At 65.1% G+C, this 26,155-nt stretch carries 21 protein-coding genes; 15 read left to right on the forward strand and 6 right to left on the reverse strand.

The features are described from left to right. Nucleotides 1-91 precede the first annotated feature (91 nt). The 6 genes from secA to ACO055_RS17835 all read left to right on the forward strand — a co-directional run bounded on the left by secA (nucleotide 92) and on the right by ACO055_RS17835 (nucleotide 7,700). The gene (gene secA / locus ACO055_RS17810) at nucleotides 92-2,827 is read left to right on the forward strand and encodes a preprotein translocase subunit SecA (protein WP_422060179.1); all 2,736 of its coding nucleotides are present in this window, start codon (nucleotides 92-94) and stop codon (nucleotides 2,825-2,827) included. 15 nt (nucleotides 2,828-2,842) lie between these two features. After that, nucleotides 2,843-3,577, forward strand: coding sequence for a TSUP family transporter (locus ACO055_RS17815; protein WP_422060180.1), 735 nt, complete (start codon nucleotides 2,843-2,845; stop codon nucleotides 3,575-3,577). Nucleotides 3,578-3,765: 188 nt separating this feature from the next. Then, nucleotides 3,766-5,163 (forward strand): circularly permuted type 2 ATP-grasp protein, encoded by a 1,398-nt coding sequence (locus tag ACO055_RS17820; protein WP_422060181.1) that lies wholly within the window; start codon nucleotides 3,766-3,768, stop codon nucleotides 5,161-5,163. After that, on the forward strand, nucleotides 5,163-6,104 hold the full coding sequence (locus tag ACO055_RS17825) for an alpha-E domain-containing protein (protein WP_422060182.1): 942 nt from the start codon (nucleotides 5,163-5,165) through the stop codon (nucleotides 6,102-6,104). The genes ACO055_RS17820 and ACO055_RS17825 overlap by 1 nt, the downstream gene beginning before the upstream one ends. Before the next feature lie 11 nt (nucleotides 6,105-6,115). Beyond that, nucleotides 6,116-6,919, forward strand: a complete 804-nt coding sequence (locus tag ACO055_RS17830) for a transglutaminase family protein (RefSeq protein ID WP_422060183.1) — start codon at nucleotides 6,116-6,118, stop codon at nucleotides 6,917-6,919. Between the two features lie 49 nt (nucleotides 6,920-6,968). Beyond that, nucleotides 6,969-7,700, forward strand: a complete 732-nt coding sequence (locus ACO055_RS17835) for a peptidase (RefSeq protein ID WP_422060184.1) — start codon at nucleotides 6,969-6,971, stop codon at nucleotides 7,698-7,700. Nucleotides 7,701-7,716: 16 nt separating this feature from the next. Here the strand turns inward: ACO055_RS17835 and acs are convergent, their stop codons facing one another. Beyond that, entirely contained in the window at nucleotides 7,717-9,681 is a 1,965-nt protein-coding gene (gene acs, locus ACO055_RS17840; RefSeq protein WP_422060185.1) for an acetate--CoA ligase, read from the reverse strand. Between the two features lie 164 nt (nucleotides 9,682-9,845). Here acs and ACO055_RS17845 point away from each other — a divergent pair, with 164 nt between their 5' ends. After that, nucleotides 9,846-11,345 (forward strand): aldehyde dehydrogenase family protein, encoded by a 1,500-nt coding sequence (locus ACO055_RS17845; protein WP_422060186.1) that lies wholly within the window; start codon nucleotides 9,846-9,848, stop codon nucleotides 11,343-11,345. A 138-nt stretch (nucleotides 11,346-11,483) separates the two neighbouring features. On the opposite strand, the gene ACO055_RS17850 is transcribed toward ACO055_RS17845, so the two are convergent. The 3 genes from ACO055_RS17850 to fsa form a co-directional block, all read right to left on the reverse strand. Next, entirely contained in the window at nucleotides 11,484-12,983 is a 1,500-nt protein-coding gene (locus tag ACO055_RS17850; protein ID WP_422060187.1) for an acetyl-CoA acetyltransferase, read from the reverse strand. Between the two features lie 19 nt (nucleotides 12,984-13,002). Continuing rightward, the gene (locus ACO055_RS17855) at nucleotides 13,003-13,797 is read right to left on the reverse strand and encodes a crotonase/enoyl-CoA hydratase family protein (RefSeq protein ID WP_422060188.1); all 795 of its coding nucleotides are present in this window, start codon (nucleotides 13,795-13,797) and stop codon (nucleotides 13,003-13,005) included. 107 nt (nucleotides 13,798-13,904) lie between these two features. Next, nucleotides 13,905-14,555, reverse strand: a complete 651-nt coding sequence (gene fsa / locus ACO055_RS17860; RefSeq protein WP_422060189.1) for a fructose-6-phosphate aldolase — start codon at nucleotides 14,553-14,555, stop codon at nucleotides 13,905-13,907. A gap of 213 nt (nucleotides 14,556-14,768) precedes the next feature. Here fsa and radA point away from each other — a divergent pair, with 213 nt between their 5' ends. From radA to ACO055_RS17880, 4 genes are read left to right on the forward strand one after another with little or no spacing between them, the layout of a single operon-like run. Continuing rightward, the gene (gene radA, locus ACO055_RS17865; protein WP_422060190.1) at nucleotides 14,769-16,130 is read left to right on the forward strand and encodes a DNA repair protein RadA; all 1,362 of its coding nucleotides are present in this window, start codon (nucleotides 14,769-14,771) and stop codon (nucleotides 16,128-16,130) included. Nucleotides 16,131-16,139: 9 nt separating this feature from the next. Further along, nucleotides 16,140-16,688, forward strand: coding sequence for a CvpA family protein (locus ACO055_RS17870; RefSeq protein ID WP_422060191.1), 549 nt, complete (start codon nucleotides 16,140-16,142; stop codon nucleotides 16,686-16,688). Next, nucleotides 16,685-17,113, forward strand: a complete 429-nt coding sequence (locus ACO055_RS17875; protein ID WP_422060192.1) for an iron-sulfur cluster assembly scaffold protein — start codon at nucleotides 16,685-16,687, stop codon at nucleotides 17,111-17,113. The genes ACO055_RS17870 and ACO055_RS17875 overlap by 4 nt, the downstream gene beginning before the upstream one ends. Beyond that, nucleotides 17,110-18,981 carry a cation:proton antiporter gene (locus ACO055_RS17880; RefSeq protein ID WP_422060193.1) on the forward strand — a complete coding sequence of 624 codons (1,872 nt, stop codon included), beginning with the start codon at nucleotides 17,110-17,112 and terminating at the stop codon, nucleotides 18,979-18,981. The genes ACO055_RS17875 and ACO055_RS17880 overlap by 4 nt, the downstream gene beginning before the upstream one ends. Nucleotides 18,982-18,993: 12 nt before the next feature. Here ACO055_RS17880 and aroB read toward each other — a convergent pair whose 3' ends face one another. Next, nucleotides 18,994-20,097, reverse strand: a complete 1,104-nt coding sequence (aroB, locus tag ACO055_RS17885; RefSeq protein ID WP_422060194.1) for a 3-dehydroquinate synthase — start codon at nucleotides 20,095-20,097, stop codon at nucleotides 18,994-18,996. Beyond that, complete coding sequence (locus ACO055_RS17890; protein ID WP_422060195.1) at nucleotides 20,085-20,660, reverse strand: shikimate kinase; 576 nt, start codon at nucleotides 20,658-20,660, stop codon at nucleotides 20,085-20,087. The genes aroB and ACO055_RS17890 overlap by 13 nt, the downstream gene beginning before the upstream one ends. 125 nt (nucleotides 20,661-20,785) lie before the next feature. Here ACO055_RS17890 and ACO055_RS17895 point away from each other — a divergent pair, with 125 nt between their 5' ends. The 4 genes from ACO055_RS17895 to ACO055_RS17910 all read left to right on the forward strand — a co-directional run bounded on the left by ACO055_RS17895 (nucleotide 20,786) and on the right by ACO055_RS17910 (nucleotide 26,089). Further along, a complete protein-coding gene (locus ACO055_RS17895) occupies nucleotides 20,786-22,600 on the forward strand; it encodes a hypothetical protein (RefSeq protein WP_422060196.1) in 1,815 nt (604 codons plus the stop codon). Between the two features lie 28 nt (nucleotides 22,601-22,628). After that, nucleotides 22,629-23,504, forward strand: a complete 876-nt coding sequence (locus ACO055_RS17900) for a tyrosine recombinase (protein ID WP_422062492.1) — start codon at nucleotides 22,629-22,631, stop codon at nucleotides 23,502-23,504. A gap of 11 nt (nucleotides 23,505-23,515) precedes the next feature. After that, nucleotides 23,516-24,463 carry an acetyl-CoA carboxylase carboxyltransferase subunit alpha gene (locus tag ACO055_RS17905; RefSeq protein WP_422060197.1) on the forward strand — a complete coding sequence of 316 codons (948 nt, stop codon included), beginning with the start codon at nucleotides 23,516-23,518 and terminating at the stop codon, nucleotides 24,461-24,463. Nucleotides 24,464-24,592: 129 nt separating this feature from the next. Then, entirely contained in the window at nucleotides 24,593-26,089 is a 1,497-nt protein-coding gene (locus ACO055_RS17910) for a M48 family metalloprotease (RefSeq protein WP_422060198.1), read from the forward strand. Nucleotides 26,090-26,155 lie beyond the last annotated feature (66 nt).

Here is a 26,155-nt window from a genome sequence, read left to right on the forward strand (position 1 = left end):
GGGCCGCGCCCCTGCACTTGCGGGGGCTTTTTCACATTTTTCGCGCGGCACAGATGCCGCCCGCTCAACAGAAAATCCAAGGAAATCCTCTATGCTAGGCAGCATCGCCAAGAGCCTCTTCGGCTCGTCCAACGACCGTTATGTCGCCTCGATGCGCAAGATCGTCGCGCGCATCAACGCGTTCGAATCCGAACTCGAAGCGCTGAGCGACGAGGACCTGAAGGCGCAGACGCAGAATTTCCGCAACCGGCTCGATGCCGGAGAAGCGCTCGACGATATCCTTCCCGAAGCGTTTGCGACGGTGCGCGAAGCCTCGAAGCGCACGCTCGGCATGCGCCATTTCGACGTGCAGATGATCGGCGGCATCGTGCTTCACCGCGGCGAGATCGCCGAGATGGCGACAGGCGAAGGCAAGACGCTGATGGCCACGCTGCCCTGTTACCTCAACGCGCTCGAAGGCAAGGGCGTGCACGTCGTGACGGTGAACGACTATCTGGCCAAGCGCGACGCCGAATGGATGGGCACCGTCTATGGCTTCCTGGGCCTGACGACGGGCATCATCGTGCCGAACCTCAACGAGATGCAGCGCCGCGAAGCGTATAACAGCGACATCACCTATGCGACGAACAACGAGCTGGGGTTCGATTACCTCCGCGACAATATGAAGTTCGACCGGCAGCAGATGGTCCACCGCGAATTCAACTTCGGCATCGTCGACGAGGTCGATTCGATCCTGATCGACGAAGCGCGCACGCCGCTGATCATCTCGGGCCCCACCGACGACAAGTCGGAGCTCTACATTCGCGTCAACGAGGTCGTGCACCAGCTGGTCGAGGAAGATTATGAGAAGGACGAAAAGTCCAAATCGATCAACCTGACCGAAGACGGCACCGAGCATGTCGAGCGCCTGCTCGAAGTCGCGGGGCTGCTGCAGGGCAGCAACCTCTATGACATCGAAAACACGCAAGTCGTCCATCACGTCAACCAGGCGCTGAAAGCGATCGTGATGTTCAAGCTCGACATCGATTATATCGTCAAGGACGGCAAGGTCGTCATCATCGACGAATTCACCGGCCGCATGATGGACGGTCGCCGCTGGTCCGACGGCCTGCACCAGGCGGTCGAGGCGAAGGAAGGCGTCCAGATCGAGCCCGAGAACCAGACGCTCGCTTCGATCACCTTCCAGAATTATTTCCGCATGTATCCGAAGCTTTCGGGGATGACCGGCACCGCGTCGACCGAAGCGGCCGAATTCTTCGACATCTACAAGATGAACTGCGTCACCATCCCGACCAACCGCCCGATCGCGCGGCGCGACGACGAGGACGAGTTCTACAAGAATATCACCGACAAGTTCGGCGCAATCGCGCGCACGATCCGCGAAGCGCAGGAGCGCGGTCAGCCGGTCCTCGTCGGCACCGTGTCGATCGAAAAGTCGGAGCTGTTGTCGTCCTTCCTCGAAAAGGAACAAGTCGCGCACAGCGTCCTCAACGCGCGCTTCCACGAAAGCGAAGCGCATATCGTCGCGCAGGCGGGCCGTTCGGGCGCGGTGACCATCGCGACGAACATGGCCGGCCGCGGCACCGACATCAAACTCGGCGGCAATGAAGAATTCCGCATCGACGACGAGTTGAAGGACCTGCCCGAGGGCCCCGAGCGCGACGCGGCGGTTGCGCGCATCAGCGCCGAAGTGGCGGCCGAACGCGAAGCTGTCGTCGCCGCGGGCGGGCTGTTTGTGCTCGCGACCGAACGCCACGAAAGCCGCCGCATCGACAACCAGCTGCGCGGTCGGTCGGGGCGCCAGGGCGACCCCGGCCTGTCGAAATTCTATCTGTGCCTCGACGACGATCTGCTGCGCATCTTCGGTCCCGACACCCTGTTCTCCAAGATGATGAACAAGAATCTGGAGGACGGCGAAGCGATCGGGTCGAAGTGGCTGTCGAAAGCGATTGAGACCGCGCAGAAAAAGGTCGAGGCGCGCAACTACGACATCCGCAAACAGGTCGTCGAATATGACAACGTGATGAATGACCAGCGCAAGGTCATCTATGAACAGCGGGGCGAGATCATCGACAGCGAGACCGTCGACGAAGTCATGCTCGCGATGCGCGCCGAGACGGTCAATGCGATCGTCGCCGACGCGTGCCCGCCGGGAAGCTATCCCGAGCAGTGGAACATCGAGCAGATGAAGGAGCGGACCGAGAATATCCTCGACCTGTCGCCGCCGATCGACACGTGGATGCACGAAGATGCGGTCGACGCCGAAATCTTTGAGGAACGCATCCAGGCGCTGGCCGACGCGTCGGCGGCCGAAAAGGCGGGGCAGGTCGATGCCGATACATGGAAGGGTATCGAAAAGTCGATCCTGCTCCAGACGCTCGACCATCACTGGAAAGAGCATCTGTCGACGCTCGACGCGCTGCGCCAGGTCGTGTTCCTGCGTGCCTATGCGCAGAAGCAGCCGATCAACGAATATAAGCAGGAAGCCTTCGCGCTGTTCGAGCGGATGCTGCAGAATATCCGCGAGGATGTGACGCGCACCGTCGCGCGGATCGATTTCCAGTTCCAGGAACCGGAGCCGATGCCGCTTCCCGACCTGCCCGACTTTCTGACGACGCACATCGACCCGTTTACCGGCGAAGACGACAGCGGCGACATCGACGCGGGCGAACTCGGCGTGATCGCCAACACGCTGCCGCCGATGCAGTCGCCGCGTCCCGATATGCCCGAGGGAGAAAATCCCTATGCAGCTCTCGAGATCAGCCGCAACGCGCCGTGCCCGTGCGGATCGGGCCGCAAGTACAAGCATTGCCACGGCCAGCTTTGACGCTAGTTTGAGGCAATGACCGGCCTGGCTGCCCTCTTCGGATTGACCGCGCTGCTGTATGCTGCGGTCGGTTTCGGCGGTGGGTCGACCTATACCGCGCTGCTGCTTCTGGGCAGCGTCGCGGTCGGGCTGGTTCCGGCGATCAGCCTTGCGTGCAATGTCGTCGTCGTCACCGGCGGGACGATCCGGTTCGCGCGTGCAGGGGTGATGCCGTGGGCGAAAGCGCTGCCGCTCGTCGCGGTCGCGGCGCCGCTCGCTTTCCTCGGCGGGCTGACGCCGGTGAAGCAGGGCGTGCTCGTCATCCTGCTCGGGCTGTCGCTGCTCGCCTCGGCGCTTGCGCTGCTGTTTCAGCCGCAGACCGCAAAACCGGTCAGCCTCTCGCCGAAACTGCTGCTGCCGATCGCGGCAGCGCTCGGCTATCTCGCGGGAGTCGTCGGCATCGGCGGCGGTATTTTTCTGGCGCCGATCCTCCATCTGATCCGCTGGGCCGAAGCGCGCGCGGTCGCTGCGACGGCGAGCCTCTTCATCCTCGTCAACAGCCTGTTCGGGCTGACCGGCCAGCTGATCAAAGGCAAGGGCGGCGACATGATCGATGCGGTCGCGGGGCATTGGCCGCTGTTGATCGCGGTGCTGATCGGCGGCACGATCGGGACCCAGCTTGCGGTGAAGACCGGACCCGCGACGCTGATCCGGCGGCTTACGGCGGTGCTTGTCGCTTTCGTCGCGGTGCGTCTCCTCTTTGGTTTTTAAGGGCTTTTTGCGCTCTTGCCTTCCCGCACGGCGGTGCTAGCATCTTCTTCACAAGCTTGGCGGCCGCGTAGCCACGCAAGCGACGCAGCAGGCAGGAACTATGGGGCCGCGCACGCCCAAGACATCGGGCGCGGCTGGACCGGTGGCATGTTGCGTGAAAGGGCTGGGGCATTTCCTTTTTCGACGAAATGACGGGGCAGGGGAGCGAAGTCCGTTCGCCCTACCGCGACTATAGCGAATGGTTCGATCGCGAGGATTCGGCGCGTATCCAGCGCAAGGCGCAGCAGGCCGAGGCTTTTTTTCGTACCACCGGCATCACCTTCAACGTCTATGGACAGGATGAAGCCGACGAGCGGCTGATCCCGTTCGACGTCGTCCCGCGTATCATCTCGGCGAGCGAGTGGCGGCGTCTGTCGCGCGGCATCGAACAGCGGGTGCGGGCGCTCAACGCCTTTCTTTATGACATCTATCACCGGCAGGAGATTTTGCGCGCGGGCCGCGTCCCGATCGAACTCATCTCGCGCAACGAGGCTTTTCTGCCGATGATGATGGGGATGGACCCGCCGGGCGGCGTCTATACGCATATCAGCGGTATCGACATCGTGCGCACCGGGCCCAATGAATTCTATGTGCTCGAGGACAATGCGCGGACGCCGTCGGGCGTATCCTATATGCTCGAAAATCGCGAAACGATGCTCCAGATGTTTCCCGAGCTGTTCGCGAAAATTTCGGTGCGCGAGGTCAGCGACTATCCGCTCAACCTGCTCAAATCGCTGTCCGCCTGCGCGCCGCCGCAGTGCAACGGCACGCCGACGGTCGCGGTGCTGACGCCGGGTATCCACAACAGCGCCTATTTCGAGCACAGCTTCATCGCCGACCAGATGGGCGCCGAACTGGTCGAGGGCCATGACCTGCGCGTCGTCAACGGGCGCGTCGCGATGCGCACGACGCAGGGCTATACGCCGATCGACGTCCTCTATCGCCGCGTCGACGACGACTTTCTCGATCCGCTCAATTTCCGGCCCGATTCGATGCTCGGCGTGCCGGGGATCTGGGACGTGTACCGCGCCGGCGGCATCACCATCGCCAATGCGCCGGGCACGGGGATCGCCGATGACAAGGCGCTCTATTCCTACATGCCCGATATCATCGAATTCTACACCGGCGAGAAGGCATTGCTCGCCAATGTGCCGACGTGGCGCTGTTCGGAGGCGGAGCATCTGAAGGAAGTGCTCGACCGATTGCCCGAACTGGTGGTGAAGGAAGTCCATGGATCGGGCGGATACGGCATGCTCGTCGGACCGGCCGCGAGCAAGAAAGAGATCGCTGCGTTCCGCGCCAAGCTGGAAGGCAATCCGCGCGGCTATATCGCGCAGCCGACGCTCTCGCTGTCGACGGTGCCGATATTCACCAAGAGCGGGCTTGCGCCGCGGCACGTGGACCTGAGGCCCTTCGTGCTGATGTCGCCGCAGGGCATCACGATCACGCCCGGCGGGCTGACGCGCGTCGCGATGACCAAGGGATCGCTGGTGGTGAATTCGAGCCAGGGCGGCGGCACCAAAGACACCTGGGTATTGGAAGACTGATGCTGGGCAAAACGGCAGGCTCGCTCTTCTGGATGGCGCGCTATCTCGAGCGCAGCGAAAATAATGCGCGCCTGATCGACGCCGGGTTTCGCATCGCGCTGACGCGGTCGAGCACGGCGAAGGCCGAATGGCGCTCGGTGCTCGTGACGGCCGGGCAGGACTATGCCTTCAAGCAGACGCAGCAGGAGTATAGTTCGCAGCGCGTCATCGACTTCATGCTGCGCGATCCCGCCAACCCGTCGAGCATCCTCTCGGTCGTCAAGCAGGCGCGCGACAACGCGCGCACGGCGCGCACCTATCTGACGCGCGAAGTGTGGGAAGCGGTCAATACAAGCTGGATGACGCTCGGCGCGCTTTTGAAACGACAGGTGCGCGAGGATGATCTGCCCGATGTGCTCGCCGCGATCCGTCAGCAGAGCGCGCTCGTGCGCGGCGCCTTTGCGGGGACGATGCTGCGCAACGACGGTTATAATTTCGCGCGCGTCGGCACGTTCCTGGAGCGCGCCGACAACACCGCACGCATCCTCGACGTCAAATATTATCTGCTGCTTCCCTCGGTCGCGCATATCGGCAGTTCGATCGACAATGTGCAGTGGGAGACGATCCTGCGATCGGTGTCGGCGCACCGCGCTTATCACTGGCTCTATGGGACCGAGATCAGCGCATTGAAGATCGCCGAGTTCCTGATCCTCTATAAACAGATGCCCCGCAGCCTCGCCTTCTGCTGCGACAAGATGCAGGACAATCTCGGCTGGCTGGAGCGCGCCTATGGCGAAGAGACCGAGGCGGTGCGGATGGCGGGCGCCATCTGCCGCGACCGGCTGTCGCGCCCGATCCAGTCGATCTTCGACGGCGGGCTGCACGAATTCATCACCGACTTCCTTCGCGCCAGTGCTGCCCTCGCGCAGCAGATCGAGCGCGATTATCGCTTTGTGGATTGAGACTCTGACCCATGCGCTTGTCCGTCGAACATACCACCCGCTATAATTACGACAGCCCCGTGTCCTATGCGCTGCAACAGTTGAAGCTGACGCCGAAGGAGCGGCCGGGGCAGCAACTGATCCACGACTGGACGATCGAGGTCGAGGGCGGCGCGCAGCAGCTTCACTACACCGATCACCACGGCAATGGCGTCGACATGGTCGCGGTGCACAGCGGCGCTACCGAACTGGTCATTCGCTGCGCCGGCGAGATCGAGTTGGTGACCTGGGACGGCGTGATCGGCCCGCACCGCGGCGCGATGCCGCTCTGGACGTTCCTGCGCCCGACCCCGCTGACGCGGGCGGGGCGCCAGGTGCGCGCGCTGGCTGCCGGTCTGGGCAAGGATTATGCCTCGGACATCGAACGCGCGCACGCGTTGTCGGCACTGATCATCGACCGGCTCGCGTACCGGATCGGCTTCACCGATGCCGAAACGACGGCCGAGCAGGCGCTGGGCAGCGAAGGCGGCGTTTGCCAGGACCATGCGCATATCTTCATCGCCGCGATGCGGCATCTGGGGCATCCGGCGCGCTATGTGTCGGGCTATCTGATGATGAACGACCGCACGCAGCAGGACGCGACGCACGCCTGGGCAGAGGCGCATTTCGACAATATCGGCTGGATCGGCTTCGATGTCAGCAACGGCCATTCGCCCGACCAGCGCTATATTCGGGTCGCGACCGGCCTCGACTATCACGATGCTGCCCCGGTTCGCGGCATGCGCTATGGTGCAGCGCAAGAAAATCTGGTTGTCCAATTGCAGGTCCAGCAATAAGCGGGACCCGGGCGACAAATGACTATCCGGGGCGGGGAAACGGGATTCGATGACTTATTGCGTGGGTATGCGGTTGAACAAGGGGCTGGTGTTCATGTCGGACACCCGCACCAACGCGGGCGTCGACGATATCTCGCAGGTGCGCAAGATGCGCAGCTGGCATCTGCCCGGCGAGCGTGTCATCACCTTGATGTCGGCGGGTAATCTTGCGACGACGCAGGCGGTGGTGAGCCTGCTCGACGAGCGCACCAAGGCGCCCGAAGAGCGCCATCCCTCGATCCTTTCCGCGCCGTCGATGTTCGCGGTGGCGACGATCGTCGGCGAGACGCTGCGCCAGATCGTGATGCGCCACAATGACGAAGGACCCGCCGCGGAGTCGCTGTTCCGCGCCTCGCTGATCGTCGGCGGACAGATCAAGGGCGCCGAACCGCGGCTGTTCCTGATCTATCCGGAGGGGAATTTCATCGAGGCGGGCGAAGACAATCCCTTCTTTCAGATCGGCGAGACCAAATACGGCCGGCCGATCATCGTGCGCTCCTATGATCCGGCGATGTCGTTCGAGGATGCGGTGAAATTGCTCTGCGTCTCGTTCGATTCGACGATCCGCGCCAATGCGGGCGTCGACCTGCCGATCGACCTCAAGGTCCACGAGCGCGACGATTTCATCAGCGTGCGCGAGCGGCGGTTCGAGCGGCACGACCCCTATTTCGAAAGCGTCGCCGACGGCTGGGCCGAAGCGCTGGGGATTGCGCTGGCCGAGTTGCCGGACTTTCATTTTTAGCACGGCGACAATGTAACTACCGGTTCTTGCGCCCCTCGATCAGCCCGTCGACCAAGGTCGGATCGGCGAGCGTCGAGGTGTCGCCCAGCGACCCGAAATCATTCTCGGCGATCTTGCGCAAGATCCGCCGCATGATCTTGCCCGAGCGGGTTTTCGGCAATCCCGGTGTCAGGTGGATGTGATCGGGCGTGGCGATCGGGCCGATTTCCTTGCGGACCTGCTGCTTCAGCGCCGCGACGATATCGTCGCTCGCCGCAACCCCGGCGTTCAGCGTCACATAGGCGTAGATGCCCTGGCCCTTGATGTCGTGCGGAAAGCCGACGACCGCGGCCTCGGCGACATCGGCGTGCAGGACCAGCGCGCTTTCGACTTCGGCGGTGCCCATGCGGTGGCCCGAGACGTTGATCACGTCGTCGACGCGGCCGGTGATCCGCCAATAGCCGTCGGCATCGCGGCGGCAGCCGTCGCCGGTGAAATATTTGCCCTTATAGGTCGAAAAATACGTCTCGGCGAAGCGGTCATGATCGCCGTAGATCGTCCGCGCCTGCCCCGGCCAGCTGTGCGTGATGCACAGATTGCCCTCGGCCGCGCCGCCGCTCTGTTCGTCGACCAGCACGCCGCCTTCGGCATCGACGAGCTGGGGGCGGATACCAAAGAAGGGGCGGCCGGCGCTCCCCGGCTGCGCGGGATGTGCGCCGGGCAGCGTGGTGATCATGATGCCGCCGGTCTCGGTCTGCCACCAGGTGTCGATCACGGGGACGCGGCCCTTGCCGACGGTCTGGCTGTACCAGCGCCACGCCTCTGGATTGATCGGCTCGCCGACGCTGCCGAGCAGGCGGATCGACGACAGGTCGTGGCGCGTCACATAGTCGTCGCCTTCGCGCATCAGCGCGCGGATCGCGGTGGGGGCGGTGTAGAGGATGTTGACCCGGTGCTTGTCGACGACCTGCCAGAAACGGTCGTGATCGGGATAGTTCGGAACGCCCTCGAACATCAGGGTCGTCGCGCCGTTCTGAAGCGGGCCATAGACGACATAGCTGTGCCCCGTGACCCAGCCGATGTCGGCGGTGCACCAGAAAATCTCGCCGGGGCGATAATCGAAACCGTACCAGAAGGTGCTCGCGGTCCACACGCTATAGCCGCCGACGGTGTGGAGCACGCCCTTCGGTTTGCCCGTCGATCCCGAAGTGTAAAGAATGAACAGCGGGTCCTCGGCGCCCATCGGCTCGCACGGGCACGTGTCGCCGACGTCCGCCGACAAGGCGTCATACCAATGGTCGCGGCCTTCCGTCATGGCGACATCGCCGCCGGTGTGCGAAATGACCAGCACGGCTTTCACATCGACGCGTTCGAGCGCCTTGTCGACATTGGCCTTCAGCGGCACGGTCTTTCCGCCGCGTCGCCCCTCGTCGGCGCAGATCACCCAGTCGCTGCCGCAATCCTCGATACGCCCGTGGATCGCCTCGGGCGAGAAGCCGCCGAAGACGACGCTGTGCACCGCGCCGATGCGCGCGCAGGCCAGCATCGCGACGGCACCCTCAGGGATCATCGGCATGTATATGGTAATGCGGTCACCTTTACGAACCCCGAGTTTCCTCAGCGTGTTCGCAAAGCGGATGACGTCGGTAAGCAGCGCGGCGTAGGTGATCGTGCGTGTTTCGCCATCGGGGCTATCGGGCTCGAAGATGATCGCGGTGCGGTCGCCATGGCCCGTGGCAACGTGGCGGTCGACGGCGTTGTGGCAGAGGTTGAGGACGCCATCCTCATACCATTTGATCTCGACGGGATCATAGGACCAGTCGCCGATCGTGGACGGCGGCGTGATCCAGTCGATCCGCTTCGCCTGTTCGGCCCAGAAGGCGTCGGGCTCGCCGATGCTCTGCGCATAGAGCCGTTCATAGTCGGCGGCGGTGCAATGCGTGTTGGCTGCAGCGTCGGCCGGAACGGGGATCAGCGGTTCGGAGGGGGGTAGGTCGGACACGCAAGATCTCCCGTTGGATGGCGATTCGGACTCGCAATACCCCGCTCGTGCTGAGCTTGTCGAAGCACCGTTCTTCTGTCACCGCTGCCATGCAAGAAGAACGGCTCTTCGACAAGCTCGGGGCAAACGGATAAAGCGCGCGGGCGCAAAGCTGGATAGGGTCAATGAACAGAATTACAGATCAAATTGCGACGCTGCTCGACGGGCTGGGCGTCGACCGCGCGTCGTGGACCGACGGATCGATGCCATCGGTGACGCCGCTGACCGGCCAGCGGCTGGGCATGGTGCAAGTCATGGACAGCGCCACGGCCGACGAGACGCTGGATAAGGCGACCGCCGCGTTCCGCGCCTGGCGCAATGTTCCCGCGCCGCGCCGCGGCGAGCTCGTTCGCCTGTGGGGCGAGGAACTGCGTGCCGCGAAAGACGACCTTGCGAAGCTGGTAACGATCGAAGCGGGCAAGATTCCGTCCGAAGGCGCAGGCGAAGTGCAGGAGATGATCGACATCTGCGACTTCGCCGTCGGTCTCTCCAGGCAATTATACGGCCTCACCATCGCGACCGAGCGTCCGGGGCACCGGATGATGGAGGTCTGGCATCCGCTCGGCGTCGTCGGTGTGATTTCGGCGTTCAATTTCCCTGTCGCCGTCTGGGCATGGAATGCGGCGCTCGCACTGGTGTGCGGCAACAGCGTCGTATGGAAGCCGTCGGAAAAGACGCCGCTCACCGCGCTCGCGACGCAGGCGATTTTTCAGCGTGCGGTGGCGCGTTTTGGCGACGCGCCGAACGGGCTCGCGCAACTGCTGATCGGCGGGCGCGAGGCGGGCGAGGCGCTAGTCGACGACAAGCGCGTCGCGCTCGTGTCGGCAACGGGCTCGACGCGCATGGGCCGCGCCGTGGCGCCGCGGCTTGCGCAGCGTTTCGCGCGCGCGATCCTCGAGCTTGGCGGCAACAACGGCGTGATCGTTGCACCATCGGCCGACCTCGACCTCGCGCTTCGCGGGGTGGCGTTCGGCGCGATGGGGACCGCGGGACAGCGTTGTACGACGACGCGGCGGCTGTTCCTGCACGACAGCATTCACGATGGCTTCGTCGCCAAGCTGAAGGCGGCCTATGCCAGCGTCGGCGTCGGCAATCCGCTGGAGGGCGATGTATTGGTCGGGCCGCTGATCGACCGCGCAGCCTATGAGATGATGCAGGAAGCGTTGGACGTGGCCAAGGCAGCTGGCGGCATTGTGCATGGCGGCGAGCGCGTGGGCGACGGCGCGAGCTTCTATGTGAAGCCTGCGCTCGTCGAGATGCCCGGGCAGGTCGGGCCGGTGCTCGAAGAGACGTTCGCGCCGATCCTCTATGTCATGCGCTATGATGATCTGGATGCCGTGATCGCGCTGCACAACGACGTCGCGGCGGGCCTGTCGTCGGCGATCTTCACCACGGACATGCGCGAGGCCGAGCGCTTTCTGGTCGCGAGCGATTGCGGCATTGCGAACGTCAATCTGGGGACGAGCGGCGCCGAGATCGGCGGAGCATTCGGCGGCGAGAAGGAAACCGGCGGCGGGCGGGAGTCCGGGTCGGATTCGTGGCGGCAATATATGCGGCGGGCGACGAATACGGTGAATTACTCGGATGCGCTGCCGTTGGCACAGGGCGTTTCGTTCGACCTGTGAAAATCCTCCCCGTTCGCGGGGAGGGGGACGGCCGAAGGGTGGTGGAGGGGGCGTTCGGTCCATACGGACGCCGTTAAAGGACGCGGTCCCCCTCCGTCGGCCGCTACACGGCTGCCGCCTCGCCGCGAGCGGGGAGGGTCATGGTGCCGCGCGCCAGCCGAAGCCCTCGCCTAGTGCAACCACCTGACCCGCCGTGCCCACCGGCTCGCGCTTGCCGTCGGTGAAGAACGCCAGCAATGCCGCATCGCTCACATCGACATGCGCCAGTGTGCGCTCGTCGTTGGGCGTCCGCGCCACAACGACTCCCGCATTGGGCGCTCCGTCGCGGCCATAGAAGACGGTAAAGCTTTCGATCGTCGCCGGCCCCGCATAATCCTTGACCAGTTCGGGCACCGGCCCGCGTTTCGCCTCGGCCTCGGCCTGATAGTCGAAGTCCTGGGGGAAGCTCGCTGCCGCGATCGGCTCGCTGCCGAGGACGATGCAATGATTGTCGGTCGCGAAGCCTCCGTTGGCGAACAGGAAGCCATAGCGGCCTTCATCGCGCAACCTGTCGACCATCGAGACGATCGCATGGCTCATATAATTCGCGATCGGCCCGCCGCCAAAGGTCAGCCCTCCGAACACGGTTGCCGGTTTGTCGACGGGCCAACCGAGCGTGCGCCGCGCCATTTTGGGGACGCAGGGAAAGCAGCTGTAAAGCTCGACAAAGTCGAAGTCCGCGACGGTCATGCGGTTCAGGTCGAGCGTGCGCGCGATCGATGTTTCCATGCTGACGCTGCCGTCGTAACGGTCGCGGCGAAGGATGCCGGCGGGCTCTTTCGCCGCAGCGCCCATGCCGACATAGATCAGCCGGTCCTCGGCGATACCGCGGCGGCGCGCTTCGGCGAGGCTGGCGACGATGAAGCCCGCGCCTTGGTTCACCGACGAGTTGGCGACCATGAGCTTCGAATAGGGAAAGGCGATCGGACGGTTGCGCTCGTCGACCCGGAGGATGTCTTCGGGGGAAGCGGGCTTGCGGATCCAGGCGCCCTGGTTCGCGGCAGCGACATCCGAAAAGCGCGACCAGATTTCGGCGCTTTCGGTCTGCGCTTCGGCCAGGCTCTGCCTCCACGCGGCGCGCGTCGCATTTTCGTAAAGCGGATAGACGTCGACCGGCGCCGACAGGCCGTGAAGCTGCGCATAGTTGGGCTCGCGTCGGGTCGCGACTTTGCGGATCGCGTTATAGCTTTTGTCCTCGCCGCTCGCCGCCTTGGCGGCGCGGCCCGCTGCGGTGCGCAAAGCCTCGGCGCCGACAATCGCTGCGAGTTTCACCTCGCCCGCCCCGATGCGGTTCGCCGCCTCGTTGAGCAGGCGCACCGGCGTGTCGCCGTGCGGGGCGTCCGATTGATAGTTGATCGCCGGGCTCGCGCCGATCGCGGCGGCGAGCGGTTCGGGGAGCTTGCCGAGGCTGTGAAAGCTGATCTGATCGACGATCGCGAGGCTGTCGATCTCGGTCAGCGGCACGCCGGCGTCCGCGGCGGCGACGTTGAGCGCCGCGACCATCAGGCCGAGAGAATCGAGGCCATCATCGGGGTCGTCGGGGCGATCGTTGACCTGACCCACGCCGATGATGACGGGGATGCGTTCGGGATCGGTCATCTGGGCCGTTTGCTCCATATCAGCGCGCTTTCCATTCGGGCTTGCGCTTTTCCGCGAAGGCGCGCGGCCCCTCGCGGGCGTCTTCGCTGCGCATCAGGATGGAGCGTTCGCGGGTGTTATGCTCCCAATAGGGTGCGTCGGCGGCGATGCGACCGTCGGCGATGCCGAGCGCGACGCGCTTCGACGCCTGCACCGAGAGCGGTGCGTTGCCCGCGATCTTTTCGGCGAGCGCAATCGCGGCGGGAAGGAGGTCGGCGAGCGGGACGACATGGTTGACGAGCCCGAATTCGGCGGCGCGGGCGGCGGGAATGGGATCGCCGGTCAGCATATATTCCATTGCGAGCTTGCGCGGCAGCTGCTGCGCAAGGCGGAAAGCGCCGCCCGCAGCAGCGAACAAGCCCACCTTGACCTCGGGCAGGCCGAATTGCGCATGATCGGCGGCGATAATGATGTCGCTCATCAGCGCGATTTCGCAGCCGCCGCCAAAGGCAAAGCCGTTGACGGCAGCGATGATCGGTTTCGATATAGGGTGCGCGACCATGCCGGCAAAGCCCCATTCCTGCTGCGCCTTGTCTTCGGGTTGCAGGCTTTCACCGCGCGAGAGAGCGACGAGGTCGGCGCCGGCGCAGAAGCTCTTCTCGCCCGCGCCGGTGATCACGACCGCGCGGATTTCCGGGTCGGCCTCGGCCTCTTCGAGCGCGTTGCCGATGCCGACATGGACGGCGGCGTTGACCGCGTTGCGCGCCTCCGGCCGGTTGATCGTGACGATCAGTACATGCCCGCGGCGTTCGGTGAGGATGGTCGTGTCGGTCATGCGAATCTCTCCCTTTGGAGGGAGTATCGCGGCTAGTTGACGTTTACGTCAACCGTAAAGGGCGCAGGAGCATTCGTCGCCCACCCGAAGGCGGGGGCGACGACTTTTTAGATCGATTGCCCGGTCTTTGCCCAATCCGCCAGAAAACCCTCAATGCCCTTTTCGGTCAGGATATGCTTGAACAGCCCCTTGATCACCGACGGCGGCGCGGTCATCACGTCGGCGCCGATCTTGGCGGCTTCGAGCACATGGATGCCATGGCGGACGCTCGCGACGAGGATTTCGGTCTCATAGCCGTAATTGTCATAGATCAGGCGGATGTCCGAGATCAGCTGCATGCCGTCGAAGCCATTGTCGTCGTGGCGGCCCACAAAAGGAGAGACGAACGTCGCGCCGGCCTTGGCGGCAAGGAGCGCCTGCGCGGCGGAGAAGCACAGCGTGACGTTGACCATCGTGCCGTCGCCGGTCAGCGCCTTGCAGGTCTTGAGCCCGTCGATCGTCAGCGGCACCTTGATGCAGACATTCGGGGCGATCTTGCGGAGGATTTCGGCCTCGTGCATCATCGTGGCATGGTCGAGCGCGACGACTTCGGCCGACACCGGGCCGGTGGTCAGCGCGCAGATTTCCCTGGTCACTTCCTTGAAATCGCGCCCCGACTTGGCGATCAGCGACGGGTTGGTCGTCACGCCGTCGAGCAGGCCGGTCGCGGCGAGTTCCTGGATGTCGGCGATTTCGGCGGTGTCGGCGAAGAATTTCATGGCGCGGGCGATCCTTTTGGGATGGGTGATTCGGGTTGGCCATCGCCCTAGAGCAACCGCGGAGAAAACTGAACCGTCCTTGCCCTCTTTCGTCACCGCCGACTTGATCCGGGGTCCACGACGACGGGGCGGCGATGGATGCCGGATCAAGTCCGGCATGACGATTGCGGAAAGCGCTGGAGTTCTTTCTTTGTTCCCTTTAAGCGCAACGTCATGGCCAAAGCGAAACGCCAATATGTCTGCCAGAATTGCGGCTCGGTCAGCTATCGCTGGCAGGGGCAATGCGCCGATTGCAGCGAGTGGAACACGTTGGTCGAGGAAGCCGGTGAAACCGCCTTTTCGGCCAAGCACGACCTCAGCAAGGGCGGGCGCACGCTCGTCCTCGAAACGCTCGACGCCGACAGCAAGATGCCCGACCGTATGCTTTGCGGCATCGCCGAATTCGACCGCGCGCTCGGTGGCGGCTTTGTTGCGGGATCGGCGACGCTGATCGGCGGCGATCCGGGGATCGGCAAGTCGACCTTGTTGTTGCAGGCCGCCGGCAGGCTGGCGAAGGCAGGCAAGTCGGTCGTCTATATCAGCGGCGAGGAAGCGGCGGCGCAGGTGCGTCTCCGCGCGCAGCGGCTGGGGCTCGGCGATGCGCCGGTCGCGCTGGCGAGCGCGACGTCCGTGCGCGACATCCTTGCAACGCTCGACCGCCAGACCGCCGATTTCGTCGTGATCGATTCGATCCAGACGATGCACAGCGACCTGATCGACAGTGCGCCGGGAACGGTAAGCCAGGTCCGCGCGAGCGCGCAGGAATTGATCCGCTATGCCAAGGACAGCGGCGCGGCGATCGTGCTCGTCGGGCATGTCACCAAGGACGGCACGATCGCAGGGCCGCGCGTCCTGGAACATATGGTCGACACCGTGCTGGCATTCGAGGGCGAGCGCAGCCACCAATATCGCATCTTGCGCGCCGTGAAGAACCGTTTCGGCGGGACGGACGAGATCGGTGTTTTCGCGATGGGAGAGGATGGGCTGGGCGAAGTCAGCAACCCCTCGAGCCTGTTCCTGACCGACCGCAGCCGCGACGTGCCGGGGTCGGTGGTCTTTCCGGCGCTCGAAGGCACGCGCCCGGTGCTTGTCGAGGTGCAGGCTTTGACTGTCCGCCTGGCGAGCGGCGCAACACCGCGGCGCGCGGTGGTCGGCTGGGACAGCGGGCGGCTCGCGATGGTGCTTGCGGTGCTCGAAGCGCGCTGCGGCCTCCAGATGGGCGCCGCCGAGGTCTATCTCAACATCGCCGGCGGCTATCGGCTGACCGACCCGGCCGCCGACCTCGCGGTCGCGGCGGCGCTGATCTCGGCGTTCAGCGAGCGGCCGGTGCCTGCCGACGCGATCGTCTTTGGCGAGCTGTCGCTGTCGGGCGAGGTCCGTCCGGTGTCGCACGACGGCCTTCGCCTTCGCGAAGCCGCAAAGCTGGGCTTCTCAACGGGATGGGGCCCGAAAGGGATGAAGGCTGTCAGCGGAATCGGGGTGACCGGTTTCAGTCGTCTCGGCGAATTCGTTGACCTGATGCTCGGTCGCGACTAGCTCGCCCTTATGGGTAGTTTGACGGCAATGGATATTCTCGTGCTGACGCTGATTGGCGGCAGCGCGATCCTCGGATTTTCGCGCGGCCTTGTGCAGGAAGTGACGAGCCTGCTCGCCTGGGTGCTTGCCATCGCCGCCGTGCGCTTTTTCCATGGCATGGCCACCGATTTTCTGACCGGCTGGGTCGGGACCGCGGGCGGGGCGGCGGTGCTTGCGTTCGTGGTTCTGTTCGGCGGCGTCTTCGCGCTTGCCAAATGGGGATCGCGAGCGATGGGCCACCGCAGCCGCGCATCGCTGGTCGGCGGTTTCGACCGCGGGCTTGGCGCGGGCTTTGGTGCGGTAAAAGGGCTGATGATCGCGACGATCGGTTTCATGCTCGTCTCGCTGCTCTACGACATCGGCTATGGCGCAAATCGGCGCCCGGTGTGGATAACTGACAGCCGCACCTATCCCGCTCTCAACGCGACGAGTTCGGCGCTGAGCAAAGTGATCGCAGAGCGGCGCGAAGAAGCGCGCGTGAGCGAGGACGAGACAGCGCCCGCGGCGGCGCCGAAATGAGTGCGCCGCTCTATAATCGGGACATTTTGTCGCTCGCGGTCGCGACCGCTGATTTCCCGCCGATCGACGCCGCGCGGCATCGCGTGTCCGCCCGCGCGCCCTTGTGCGGCAGCGCGATCATCCTCGATCTCGATACCGACGCCGCCGGGCGTGTGGCCCGCGTGGGGTTGCACGTCGAGGCTTGCGCGCTGGGTCAGGCGTCGGCGGCGCTGCTCGCGCGCCACGCGCCGGGACAGGAACTCGCCGCGATCCGGTCCGCCCGCGACGCCATGGCGGCCTGGTTCAAGGGCGAGGGCGAGGTGCCGCAATGGCCCGGATTCGATCTGCTGGCACCGGCGCGCGACTATCCCGCGCGGCATGGCGCGATCCTGCTGCCGTTCGATGCCGCAATTGCGGCGCTTGAGGAACAGGCGGCGGCAGCATGACCCTGCTCGCGCTGGCCGCGGCGGTAACCGAAGCGGCCGCCGAGACCGCGTCCGACGCTGCGCTGCTCGAAGGCGCGATCCTGCTCGGCGTGGCGACGCTGTTCGTGCTGATCTTCCGCCGCCTCGGCCTTGGTGCCGTGCTTGGCTATCTGATCGCGGGAGCGCTCGTCGGTCCGCACGGGCTCGGCCTCGTCGGCGGGGGCGAGTCGAAGCTTGCCTTTGCCGAGATCGGCATCGCTTTCCTCCTCTTCCTCGTCGGTCTCGAACTTCATCCCCGGCGATTGTGGGATCTGCGCAAAGCGATCTTCGGGCTGGGACTCGCGCAGGTCGTCGTGACCGGCTTCATCCTCGCCGCGCTGATCTTCGTCACTCTGGGCTTCAGCTGGCAGGCTTCGCTCGCACTCGGTCTGCCGCTCGCGCTGTCCTCGACCGCGCAGGTTCTGCCCAGCCTCAAAAGTTCGGGACGGATCAATTCCCCATTTGGCGAAAAGGCCTTTTCGGTTCTGCTGTTCCAGGATCTCGCGATCGTGCCGATGATCACGATCATCGCGGCGCTATCGCGCGCGCCGGCCGATCCGTCGGCACCGCCCGGCTGGCAGATGGCGCTCTATACCGTGGGCGCGATCGCGGTGCTGGTCGTTGCGGGCCGCTTCGTCGTCAATCCGCTGCTGCGGCTTGTCGGGCGTTATGGCGAGCGCGAACTGTTCGTGGTGGTGGGGCTGCTCGCCGTTCTCGCAAGCGCCGCGTTCATGCACAGCCTGCACCTGTCGACTGCGCTCGGGGCGTTTGTCGCGGGCATGATGCTCGCGGACTCGCCCTACAGGCACGAGATCGAAGCCGACGTCGAACCCTTTCGCCTCGTCCTGCTCGGGCTGTTCTTCCTCGCGGTCGGCATGGTGCTCGACGTCAATGTCGTCGTCCAGAAACCGCTTCAAGTAATCGCGCTCGCGGCCGGGCTGGTCGCCGTGAAAGTGGTTGTGCTCACGCTGCTTGTGCGAGCGTTCGGCAAGCCGTGGAGCATGTGCCTCGGCCTTGGCCTGCTGCTGAGCCAGGGCGGCGAATTCGGCTTTCTGCTCTTCACCCAGGCGGCCGACGCGCTGCTCGTCGCGCCAGAGGCGGCGAGCCTGTTCAGCGCGGTGGTGACGCTGTCGATGATGACGACGCCGTTCCTGATGCTGTTCGCGCGCAACCTCGAATTTGCGCCCGTCGCCGACACCGATCTGGACGATCCCGAGAATGCACCGCGCGGATCGGCGCTTGTCATCGGTTATGGTCGGTTCGGACAGATCGTCGCGCAGATGCTGCACGCGGTCGATTGTTCGGTAACGCTGATCGACCGGAAACCGAGCCAGATCGAACTGTCGAGCCGCTTCGATACCAAAGTCTATTTCGGGGACGGGCTGCGCATCGATGTGCTGCGACGCGCGGGCGCCGAAGAGGCCTGCCTGATCATTTTCTGCACCGACGACCGCAGCATCGACGCCGCCGCGCTCGCACCGATCGTCGCGGCCTTCCCGAACGCGCGCGTCCTGACCCGCGTGTTCGACCGTCGCCAGCTGCTCGCGATCGATGGTGCGGGCACCGTCGGCGCGGTGCGCGAGGTGTTCGAAAGCTCGATCGCGCTTGGACTGATGGCGCTGCAACAGCTCGAGATCGAACCGCGCGAGATCGAGGATGTCGAGTCGGCGCTGCGCCAGCTCGACGCCGAACGGTTCGGCATGCAGATCAGCGAAGGCGATATCGCTGCGGGGCGGGACCATCGCTTCGTCGCCGGCGGCGGGCGCCAGGCGTCGAGCGTGCTCGAAGCGCTGCGCGAACGGCGGCAGGCAGCGAAAAGGGCGCGCGAGGAAGCGGAGCAGGCGGCTTGAGCGTTCCGATCCTCAGGCGCGCTGCCCGTCGAGAAACGCCGCTACCGTATCAAGTCCATAGGCGTCGGTGACGAAGCTTTGCCCAATGCCGTGGGTCAGGATCAGCGGCAGCTTGCCCCCCCGCACTTTCTTGTCGTGCGCCATATGCGCCGCAAGGGCCGCGCCGCCGGTGTTGATGCCCGCGCTGGCAAGGCTGTGCGGCAGGTCGACGCTGGCAAGATGGTCGCGCACGCGGTCGGCGTCGGTCGCCGGGCACAACCCGTTCGCCGCCGAAAATTGATGTGCAAGGACCATGCCCGCTGCGACCGCTTCGCCGTGAAGCAACCGCTCCGAATAGCCCGTCTCTGCCTCGAGCGCGTGACCGAAGCTGTGGCCGAGATTTAGCAGCGCGCGGATATCCTGCGTCTCGCGCTCGTCGGCGGCGACGATGCGGGCCTTGGCCGCGACGCTGTGCGCGATCGCCTTGTGACGCGCCGCGGTGTCGCCTTCGAGCAGGGCCAGTCCATGGGCCTCGCACCAGTCGAAGAAGTCGGCGTCGTCGATCAGACCATATTTGACGACTTCGGCGTAGCCCGCGCCGAGTTCGCGCCGCGGCAATGTGGCCAGCGTCGTCGGGTCGATCACGACCAATGCCGGTTGATGGAAAGCGCCGATGAGATTCTTGCCCGCCTCGACATTGATCGCGGTCTTGCCGCCGACGCTGCTGTCGACCTGTGCCAGCAACGTGGTCGGCACCTGGATGAAGTGGCATCCGCGTTTGACGATACTGCACGCGAAACCGACGAGATCGCCGATCACCCCGCCGCCCAGCGCAATGACATGATCGCTGCGTTCGATGCCTTCACCGATCAGCCATTCGGTCAGCCGCGCGAGCCCCGCCCAGCTCTTCGTTCCTTCGCCGGCCGGCAGGACGAGCGAGGAAAAGGAAACATCCGCTGCCCCGAGCGAAGCGCCCAGCGCCACCAGATAATGGTCGGCGACATGGCTGTCGGTCACGATCATGACGCGCGGCCGCTTTAACAGCGGCGCTACATGGCGGCCGATGTCGCGCAGCAGCCCGTCGCCGATCAGGATCGGGTAGCTGCGGGTGCCAAGCTCGACGGTCAGCTGTTCCATGTCGCAAGGGCCTCCATGATCGCGCGCACCGTATGATCGTGCGGGCTCGACGCCGAACTGATGCGCAGATGCGCTTCGGCATAGACGGGATTGCGCACGGCGGCGAGTTCGCGAAGCACTTCGCTGGCATCGCGGCCCTTGAGCAGCGGGCGATGGTTGCGGCGCGCCGTTCGCTCGACGAGCGTCGGGATGTCGGCGTCGAGCCAGATGCAGAGGCTTTCCTGCAGGATCAGGGTGCGCGTTTCGTCGTTGATGAACGCGCCGCCACCGGTCGCGAGGACATGCGGCTTGCCCGCCAGCATCCGCGCGATGACGCGTCGCTCGCCGTCGCGAAAATGCGGTTCGCCAAACTTGGCGAAAATGTCGGAAATCGTCATCCCCGCGGCGCGCTCGATCTCGTCGTCCGCATCGGCGAAAGCCATGCCGAGCCGCTGCGCCAGACGGCGACCGATCGTCGATTTTCCCGATCCCATCAGCCCGACGAGCACGATCGACCGCTCGCGGATGGCGGCGGGGATCGACCCGGAGGTGGCCGGAGCCGGGCTTTTCGGGTTTCGTGACATGCTGGGCGCGGCTATACCGGCCAACGCGCGCGGGACAATCAATTTGCTGCGCGACCGGGGATTTGCTGCGGCGCAAAGAGGATATGGGTGGACGTGACCGACAAGATCGCCGAAAGCGGCGCGCGATGACGAAGAAATTGCTGACGCTCACGCTGGGCCTGTCGGGTACCGCCTTGGCCGCCGTGCTGGTGCTGCCCGCGCTGGCGCAGGAATCGCTGCTTCCCGAAGGGTTCGGCAATCCATCGGAAACTCCGGCGCCCAAGGCGTCGCCGACGCCGTCGCCCACCTCCGCTCCAACGCCGACGCCTTCGTCGCCCGGTTCGCCGTCGGGGGTGGCACCGCCATCGGCCGTGCCGACGACGGGCAGTGTGGCCAGCGAAGAGGGTGAAGACGCCACCGACGAAGAAGGCGAAACGTCGGGTGGCCTGAAATACGACCTGCCGCCAGGAGCGCGCCGCCTGCTTTCGCGCATTGGCCCGCTGACGCCCGAAACCGGCGGCCTTGCACCCGACGCGTTTGGCGTGCGCGGTCAATATGCTGCGGCGATCATGCGCAAGACGAACGGCACGCTCGCTTCGCGCTGGGGGCAGATTCTGGTCCGCCGCGCGCTGTCGTCGGCGATCGATACGCCTGACACGATCAACGGCGCGGACCTTGCCGCCGACCGTGCAGGATTGCTGCTGCGCATGGGCGAATCGAACGCGGCACGCTGGATCGTCCAGTCGGTCGATTATGATCGGGCGAGTCCGCGCCTCGTCCAGGTTGCACAGCAGACTTTCCTCGCGAACGCCGATCCGGCGGGCCTCTGCCCCTATGTTCCCGCCGGCTTGTCGCATGGCGAGGAGCAATCATGGCGGCTTGCTGCGGGCATTTGCTCGGGATTGACGGGCGATGCAGGCCCGGCAGGCTGGGCGATCGGCCGGGTGCGGTCGAGCGGCCGCATCAGCAATTTCGACATCCTGCTGGCCGAGCGCGTGCTCGGCGCGACGGGTGCCGGGCGCCGCTCGACGACGATCGAATGGAACAAGGTCGACAAGCTGACGAGTTGGCGCTTTGGCATGGCGACGGCGACCGCCATCGCTATTCCCGCCGAGTTGCGCAAGACCGAGCCTGGCTATATGCGCGGCTGGACCGTCCTCGCGCCGATGACCGACATGGCCGACCGCATCGCAGCGGCGCCCGACGCGGCGGCGCGCGGCGTGCTGTCGAGCGAAGCCTATGTATCGCTGCTCAGCGCCGCGTGGAGCGAAGAGGAAGCGCCCGAAGCGCTCGCCGGCCAGATTGATCAGCTGCGCAATGCTTTTGGCGCCGCGAAGGGCGCCGACCGCTACGCCGCGATGCAGAGCTTGTGGGCTGCGGGCCCCGACCCGGTCCAGCATTATGCCGCGATGGTCGCGACGGCGCGCGCCGCTGCCGGATTGCCGACGAATACCGACGTCGGCGCCGATCCCTGGCAGCTCCTCGGTGCGATGCTCGCGGGCGGCTATGACAATAATGCGATGACGTGGGCGCCCAAGATCACTGTCGGCAGCCGCGCCTGGGGCGTACTGGCCGTTGGCTCGCCGCGCGCGCTCAACGGTATGAGCGCGGCAAATATCGGCACTTTCTCGGGCAGCGATGACAGCGCCGAATATCTGCGTTCGAAGTTTCTGGTCGCAGGGCTCGCAGGGCTCGGCCGGCTCGACGAAGCGCAGGCCGCATCGGCGGCAGGCGATCTCGATCTCAACCTCGGCAAACAGACACGCTGGACGCGCGCCATTCAGGCGGCGGCCGAACGACGCGAACCGGGCATGGTCGCGCTTCTCGCGGCGGCGGGCATGCAGGGTGAGTGGTCGAAACTGCCGCCCTATCATCTCTATCATATCGTCCGCGCGCTGCGCGAGGTCGGCCTCGATTCCGAAGCGCGGATGATCGCCGCCGAAGCGCTGGTGCGTGCCTGACGGATCTTTGATCGACCGTTTCCTCGAGATGATGGCGGCCGAGCGCGGCGCGTCGCGCAACACGCTGGCGGCGTATCGCCGCGACCTCGAACAGGCGGCCCAGATGGTCCGCGGAACGCTCGGCGACGCCGATGCCGCCGATCTGCGCAAATTGATGGCGGATTATCGGTCGCTGGCGGCGAGCAGCGCGGCGCGCAAGCTGTCGGCGCTGCGGCAATTCTTTGCTTTTCTGCTCGACGAGGGCGACCGCACCGACAACCCGGCGCTCGACATTGCGCGCCCGGCGACGCAGCGACCGCTGCCGCGTATCCTGACGCATGACGATGTCGAGCGGCTGTTCGCGCAGGCAGGCGAGGAAGCGGCCGGCGCGACACCGCCCGCCCATGCAGTGCGCATGCTGCTGCTGCTTGAGCTGCTGTACGGCTCCGGGCTTCGCGCGAGCGAGCTTGTGTCGTTGCCGCGCCGCGCGGTGGCGGGCGGGCGCGAATTTCTGATCATCCGCGGCAAGGGCGACAAGGAGCGGCTGGTTCCGCTATCCGAACGCTCGCGCGAAACCCTCGATCGCTGGCTTCCTTTGCTGACCGATACGTCGCCGTGGCTGTTTCCGTCGGGAAAGGCGCATCTGTCGCGCGTGCGGCTGTTCCAGATGCTCCGCGAACTCGCCGCGCGTTCCGGGATCGACCCCGCGGCGATCAGCCCGCACGTGCTGCGCCACGCCTTTGCTACACACCTGCTCGAAGGCGGTGCGGATCTGCGCGCGCTCCAGTTGATGCTGGGCCACGCCGATATCGCGACGACCGAAATCTACACGCATGTCGATAGCCGCCGACTCGTCGAACTGGTCAACCGGCGTCATCCGCTCGCGCGGATGGAGGACGTTGACCTCAACGCGCCTTCGTCCTAGCGCTCTCGACCATGACAGCCTTTCTGGACTTCGAAAAACAGGTCGCAGCGCTCGATCGGCAGATTGCCGAACTGCGCGAAATGGGTGACGATCCGTCGCTTAATATCGACAATGATACAGCGCGATTGGAGGATAAGTCCTCGAAATTGCTGCGGGAAATATATTCGAAGCTGACGCCTTGGCAAAAGACGCAGGTCGCGCGTCATCCGGATAGGCCGCACTTCAAACATTATGTCGCCGATATGTTCGATGACTGGATGCCGCTCGCGGGCGACCGGAATTTCGGTGACGATCAGGCGATCCTCGGCGGGCTTGCCCGCTTTCGCGGTCGCCGCGTGATGGTGATCGGGCACGAAAAGGGCGACGATATCCCGTCGCGCATGAAGCATAATTTCGGGATGGCGAAGCCCGAGGGCTATCGCAAGGCGATCCGCCTGATGCAGCTTGCCGACCGCTTCGGCATTCCCGTCGTGACGCTCGTCGACACGTCGGGGGCCTTTCCGGGCATCCAGGCCGAGGAGCGCGGCCAGGCCGAAGCGATCGCGCGTTCGACCGAGCAATGCCTCGCGCTCGGCGTGCCCATGGTGGCGGCGATCGTGGGCGAAGGCGGATCGGGCGGCGCGATTGCGCTCGCCGCGGCGAACCGCGTGCTGATGTTCGAACATGCGGTCTATTCGGTCATTTCGCCCGAGGGCTGCGCCTCGATCCTGTGGCGCACATCGGACAAGGCGGCCGACGCCGCGACGGCGATGAAGATGTCGGCGCAGGACCTGCTCGGCCTCAAGGTTATCGACCGGATCGTCGCGGAGCCCGTCGGCGGCGCGCACCGCGCGCCCGAGGCGGCGATCCAGTCGCTCGGCGACGCGATTGCCCAGGAACTGGATTCGCTCGCCGGCCTGCCGCGCGATGCTCTGCGGACCGCGCGCGAGGAAAAGTTCCTTGCGATGGGCCGCGCATAGACGCCGGAACCCGATCGACCCTTACCGCGTTCAAATTCCGAAAATATCGCAGGCCGCCGTCCAGCTGCGGCTTGCCTTGTGGCGTTTCGGGGATACCCTGTGCGCAAAGCAAAAGTGGGAGGCGTATCGATGACGCAGAATCAAGGGAAACGGCTGGCGGCCGCGCTGGCATTGGGCGGGATTGCCTTCACGGGCGCGGCCGACGCACAGCTGAAAGCGATCCGGACCCAGACCAACATCACGCCCGCCGAGCGCAAGCAGGGCGATGAAGCGCATCCGCAGCTGGTTCAGGAATTCGGCGGCGTCTATGCAGGACAGCAGGCGGCGTATGTGAACCGGATCGGCCAGAATATTGCCGTCCAGTCGGGTCTGTCGCGAAGCCCAAGCGATTTCACGGTGACGCTGTTGAACTCGCCGGTGAACAACGCTTTCGCGATCCCGGGCGGCTATGTCTATGTCACACGGCAGCTGATGGCGCTGATGAACGACGAAGCCGAACTGGCGGGCGTGCTGGGGCATGAGGTCGGTCACGTCGCGGCACAGCACAGCAAGAAACGTCAGTCGGCGGCGACGCGCAACACGATCCTTGGCGTGCTGGGCGCCGTGATCGGAGGCGCGATCGGCGACAATGGCGGCGTGCTGGGCGGACTGGGCGGCTTGCTCCAGAATAATGCGATGAAGGCGGCGCAGCTTGCGACGCTGGGATTCTCGCGCAGCCAAGAGCTCGAGGCCGACCAGCTTGGCGTCCAGTATCTGAAGAAAGCGGGATATGATCCGCTCGCGCTGTCGACGATGCTGGCGAGCCTTGCCAACCAGACCAATCTCGAGGCGCGGGTTTCGGGCGGCGACGCGCGGTCGATCCCCGAATGGGCCAGCACCCACCCCGATCCCGCTTCGCGTGTCAAAAATGCGCAGACGCTCGCGGCCAAGGTTGGCGCTGGCGGCGTCCGCAACGCCGATGCGTTCCTGGCCTCGGTCGATGGCGTTCTCTATGGGGACGATCCCGCGCAAGGTGTCGTCGAAGGACGGGAATTCCTGCATCCCGACCTTCGCCTGAAATTCGCGGTGCCGAACGGCTATGGCATGCAAAATGGCGCGACGGCGGTGGTCGTCAGCGGCAACGGCGGGCAGGCGCAGTTCACGACGGCAGCCTATGACGGCGACATGAACGCCTATGTCGCTGCGGCTTTCAAGGCGGTGGCGGGCAACGCCACGCTGAGCCCCAGCAGCCTGCAACGCACGACGGTGAACGGCATCCCCGCTTATTATTCCGTTGCGCGCGCGAACACGCAGTCGGGACAGGTCGATGTGACCGTTTTTGCGTATGAATTTTCAAGGAGCAGCGCATTTCACTTCGTCGCGCTGACCCAGGCGGGCGGCGCGGGCGTGTTCAATCCGATGTTCAACAGCGTTCGGCGGCTGAGCGCGGCCGAAGCGGCAGCGATCAAGCCGCGGCGGATCGATGTGGTAACGGTTGGCCGCGGTGACAGCGTGGCGACTCTCGCGCGGCGGATGGCCTACAGCGATTTTCAGACCGAACGGTTCCAGGTGCTCAACCGGCTGACGGCGACGAGCCGTCTGACGTCCGGGCAAAAGGTCAAGATCGTCGTTTACGCGGCCAGATAGGCTGGCTCTGCCGCGGCGGACAAAAAGAAAGGGCGGTGGAATGATCCACCGCCCTTTTTTCGTCGG

The organism is Sphingopyxis sp., assembly GCF_965227415.1.
Lineage (GTDB): Bacteria > Pseudomonadota > Alphaproteobacteria > Sphingomonadales > Sphingomonadaceae > Sphingopyxis.

What these genes read in the sequence shown, in the direction of transcription:
- ACO055_RS17825 (WP_422060182.1), top strand. Translation starts at nt 5,163, where the DNA reads ATGCTGGGCAAAACGGCAGGCTCGCTCTTCTGGATGGCGCGCTATCTC.
- ACO055_RS17890 (WP_422060195.1), bottom strand. Translation starts at nt 20,660, where the DNA reads ATGTCACGAAACCCGAAAAGCCCGGCTCCGGCCACCTCCGGGTCGATC.
- ACO055_RS17850 (WP_422060187.1), bottom strand. Translation starts at nt 12,983, where the DNA reads ATGACCGATCCCGAACGCATCCCCGTCATCATCGGCGTGGGTCAGGTC.
- ACO055_RS17880 (WP_422060193.1), top strand. Translation starts at nt 17,110, where the DNA reads ATGACCCTGCTCGCGCTGGCCGCGGCGGTAACCGAAGCGGCCGCCGAG.
- secA (WP_422060179.1), top strand. Translation starts at nt 92, where the DNA reads ATGCTAGGCAGCATCGCCAAGAGCCTCTTCGGCTCGTCCAACGACCGT.
- ACO055_RS17905 (WP_422060197.1), top strand. Translation starts at nt 23,516, where the DNA reads ATGACAGCCTTTCTGGACTTCGAAAAACAGGTCGCAGCGCTCGATCGG.
- ACO055_RS17835 (WP_422060184.1), top strand. Translation starts at nt 6,969, where the DNA reads ATGACTTATTGCGTGGGTATGCGGTTGAACAAGGGGCTGGTGTTCATG.
- ACO055_RS17900 (WP_422062492.1), top strand. Translation starts at nt 22,629, where the DNA reads ATGATGGCGGCCGAGCGCGGCGCGTCGCGCAACACGCTGGCGGCGTAT.
- aroB (WP_422060194.1), bottom strand. Translation starts at nt 20,097, where the DNA reads ATGGAACAGCTGACCGTCGAGCTTGGCACCCGCAGCTACCCGATCCTG.
- ACO055_RS17815 (WP_422060180.1), top strand. Translation starts at nt 2,843, where the DNA reads ATGACCGGCCTGGCTGCCCTCTTCGGATTGACCGCGCTGCTGTATGCT.
- ACO055_RS17820 (WP_422060181.1), top strand. Translation starts at nt 3,766, where the DNA reads ATGACGGGGCAGGGGAGCGAAGTCCGTTCGCCCTACCGCGACTATAGC.
- ACO055_RS17875 (WP_422060192.1), top strand. Translation starts at nt 16,685, where the DNA reads ATGAGTGCGCCGCTCTATAATCGGGACATTTTGTCGCTCGCGGTCGCG.
- ACO055_RS17910 (WP_422060198.1), top strand. Translation starts at nt 24,593, where the DNA reads ATGACGCAGAATCAAGGGAAACGGCTGGCGGCCGCGCTGGCATTGGGC.
- ACO055_RS17895 (WP_422060196.1), top strand. Translation starts at nt 20,786, where the DNA reads ATGACGAAGAAATTGCTGACGCTCACGCTGGGCCTGTCGGGTACCGCC.
- ACO055_RS17830 (WP_422060183.1), top strand. Translation starts at nt 6,116, where the DNA reads ATGCGCTTGTCCGTCGAACATACCACCCGCTATAATTACGACAGCCCC.
- radA (WP_422060190.1), top strand. Translation starts at nt 14,769, where the DNA reads ATGGCCAAAGCGAAACGCCAATATGTCTGCCAGAATTGCGGCTCGGTC.
- ACO055_RS17855 (WP_422060188.1), bottom strand. Translation starts at nt 13,797, where the DNA reads ATGACCGACACGACCATCCTCACCGAACGCCGCGGGCATGTACTGATC.
- ACO055_RS17845 (WP_422060186.1), top strand. Translation starts at nt 9,846, where the DNA reads ATGAACAGAATTACAGATCAAATTGCGACGCTGCTCGACGGGCTGGGC.
- ACO055_RS17870 (WP_422060191.1), top strand. Translation starts at nt 16,140, where the DNA reads ATGGGTAGTTTGACGGCAATGGATATTCTCGTGCTGACGCTGATTGGC.
- fsa (WP_422060189.1), bottom strand. Translation starts at nt 14,555, where the DNA reads ATGAAATTCTTCGCCGACACCGCCGAAATCGCCGACATCCAGGAACTC.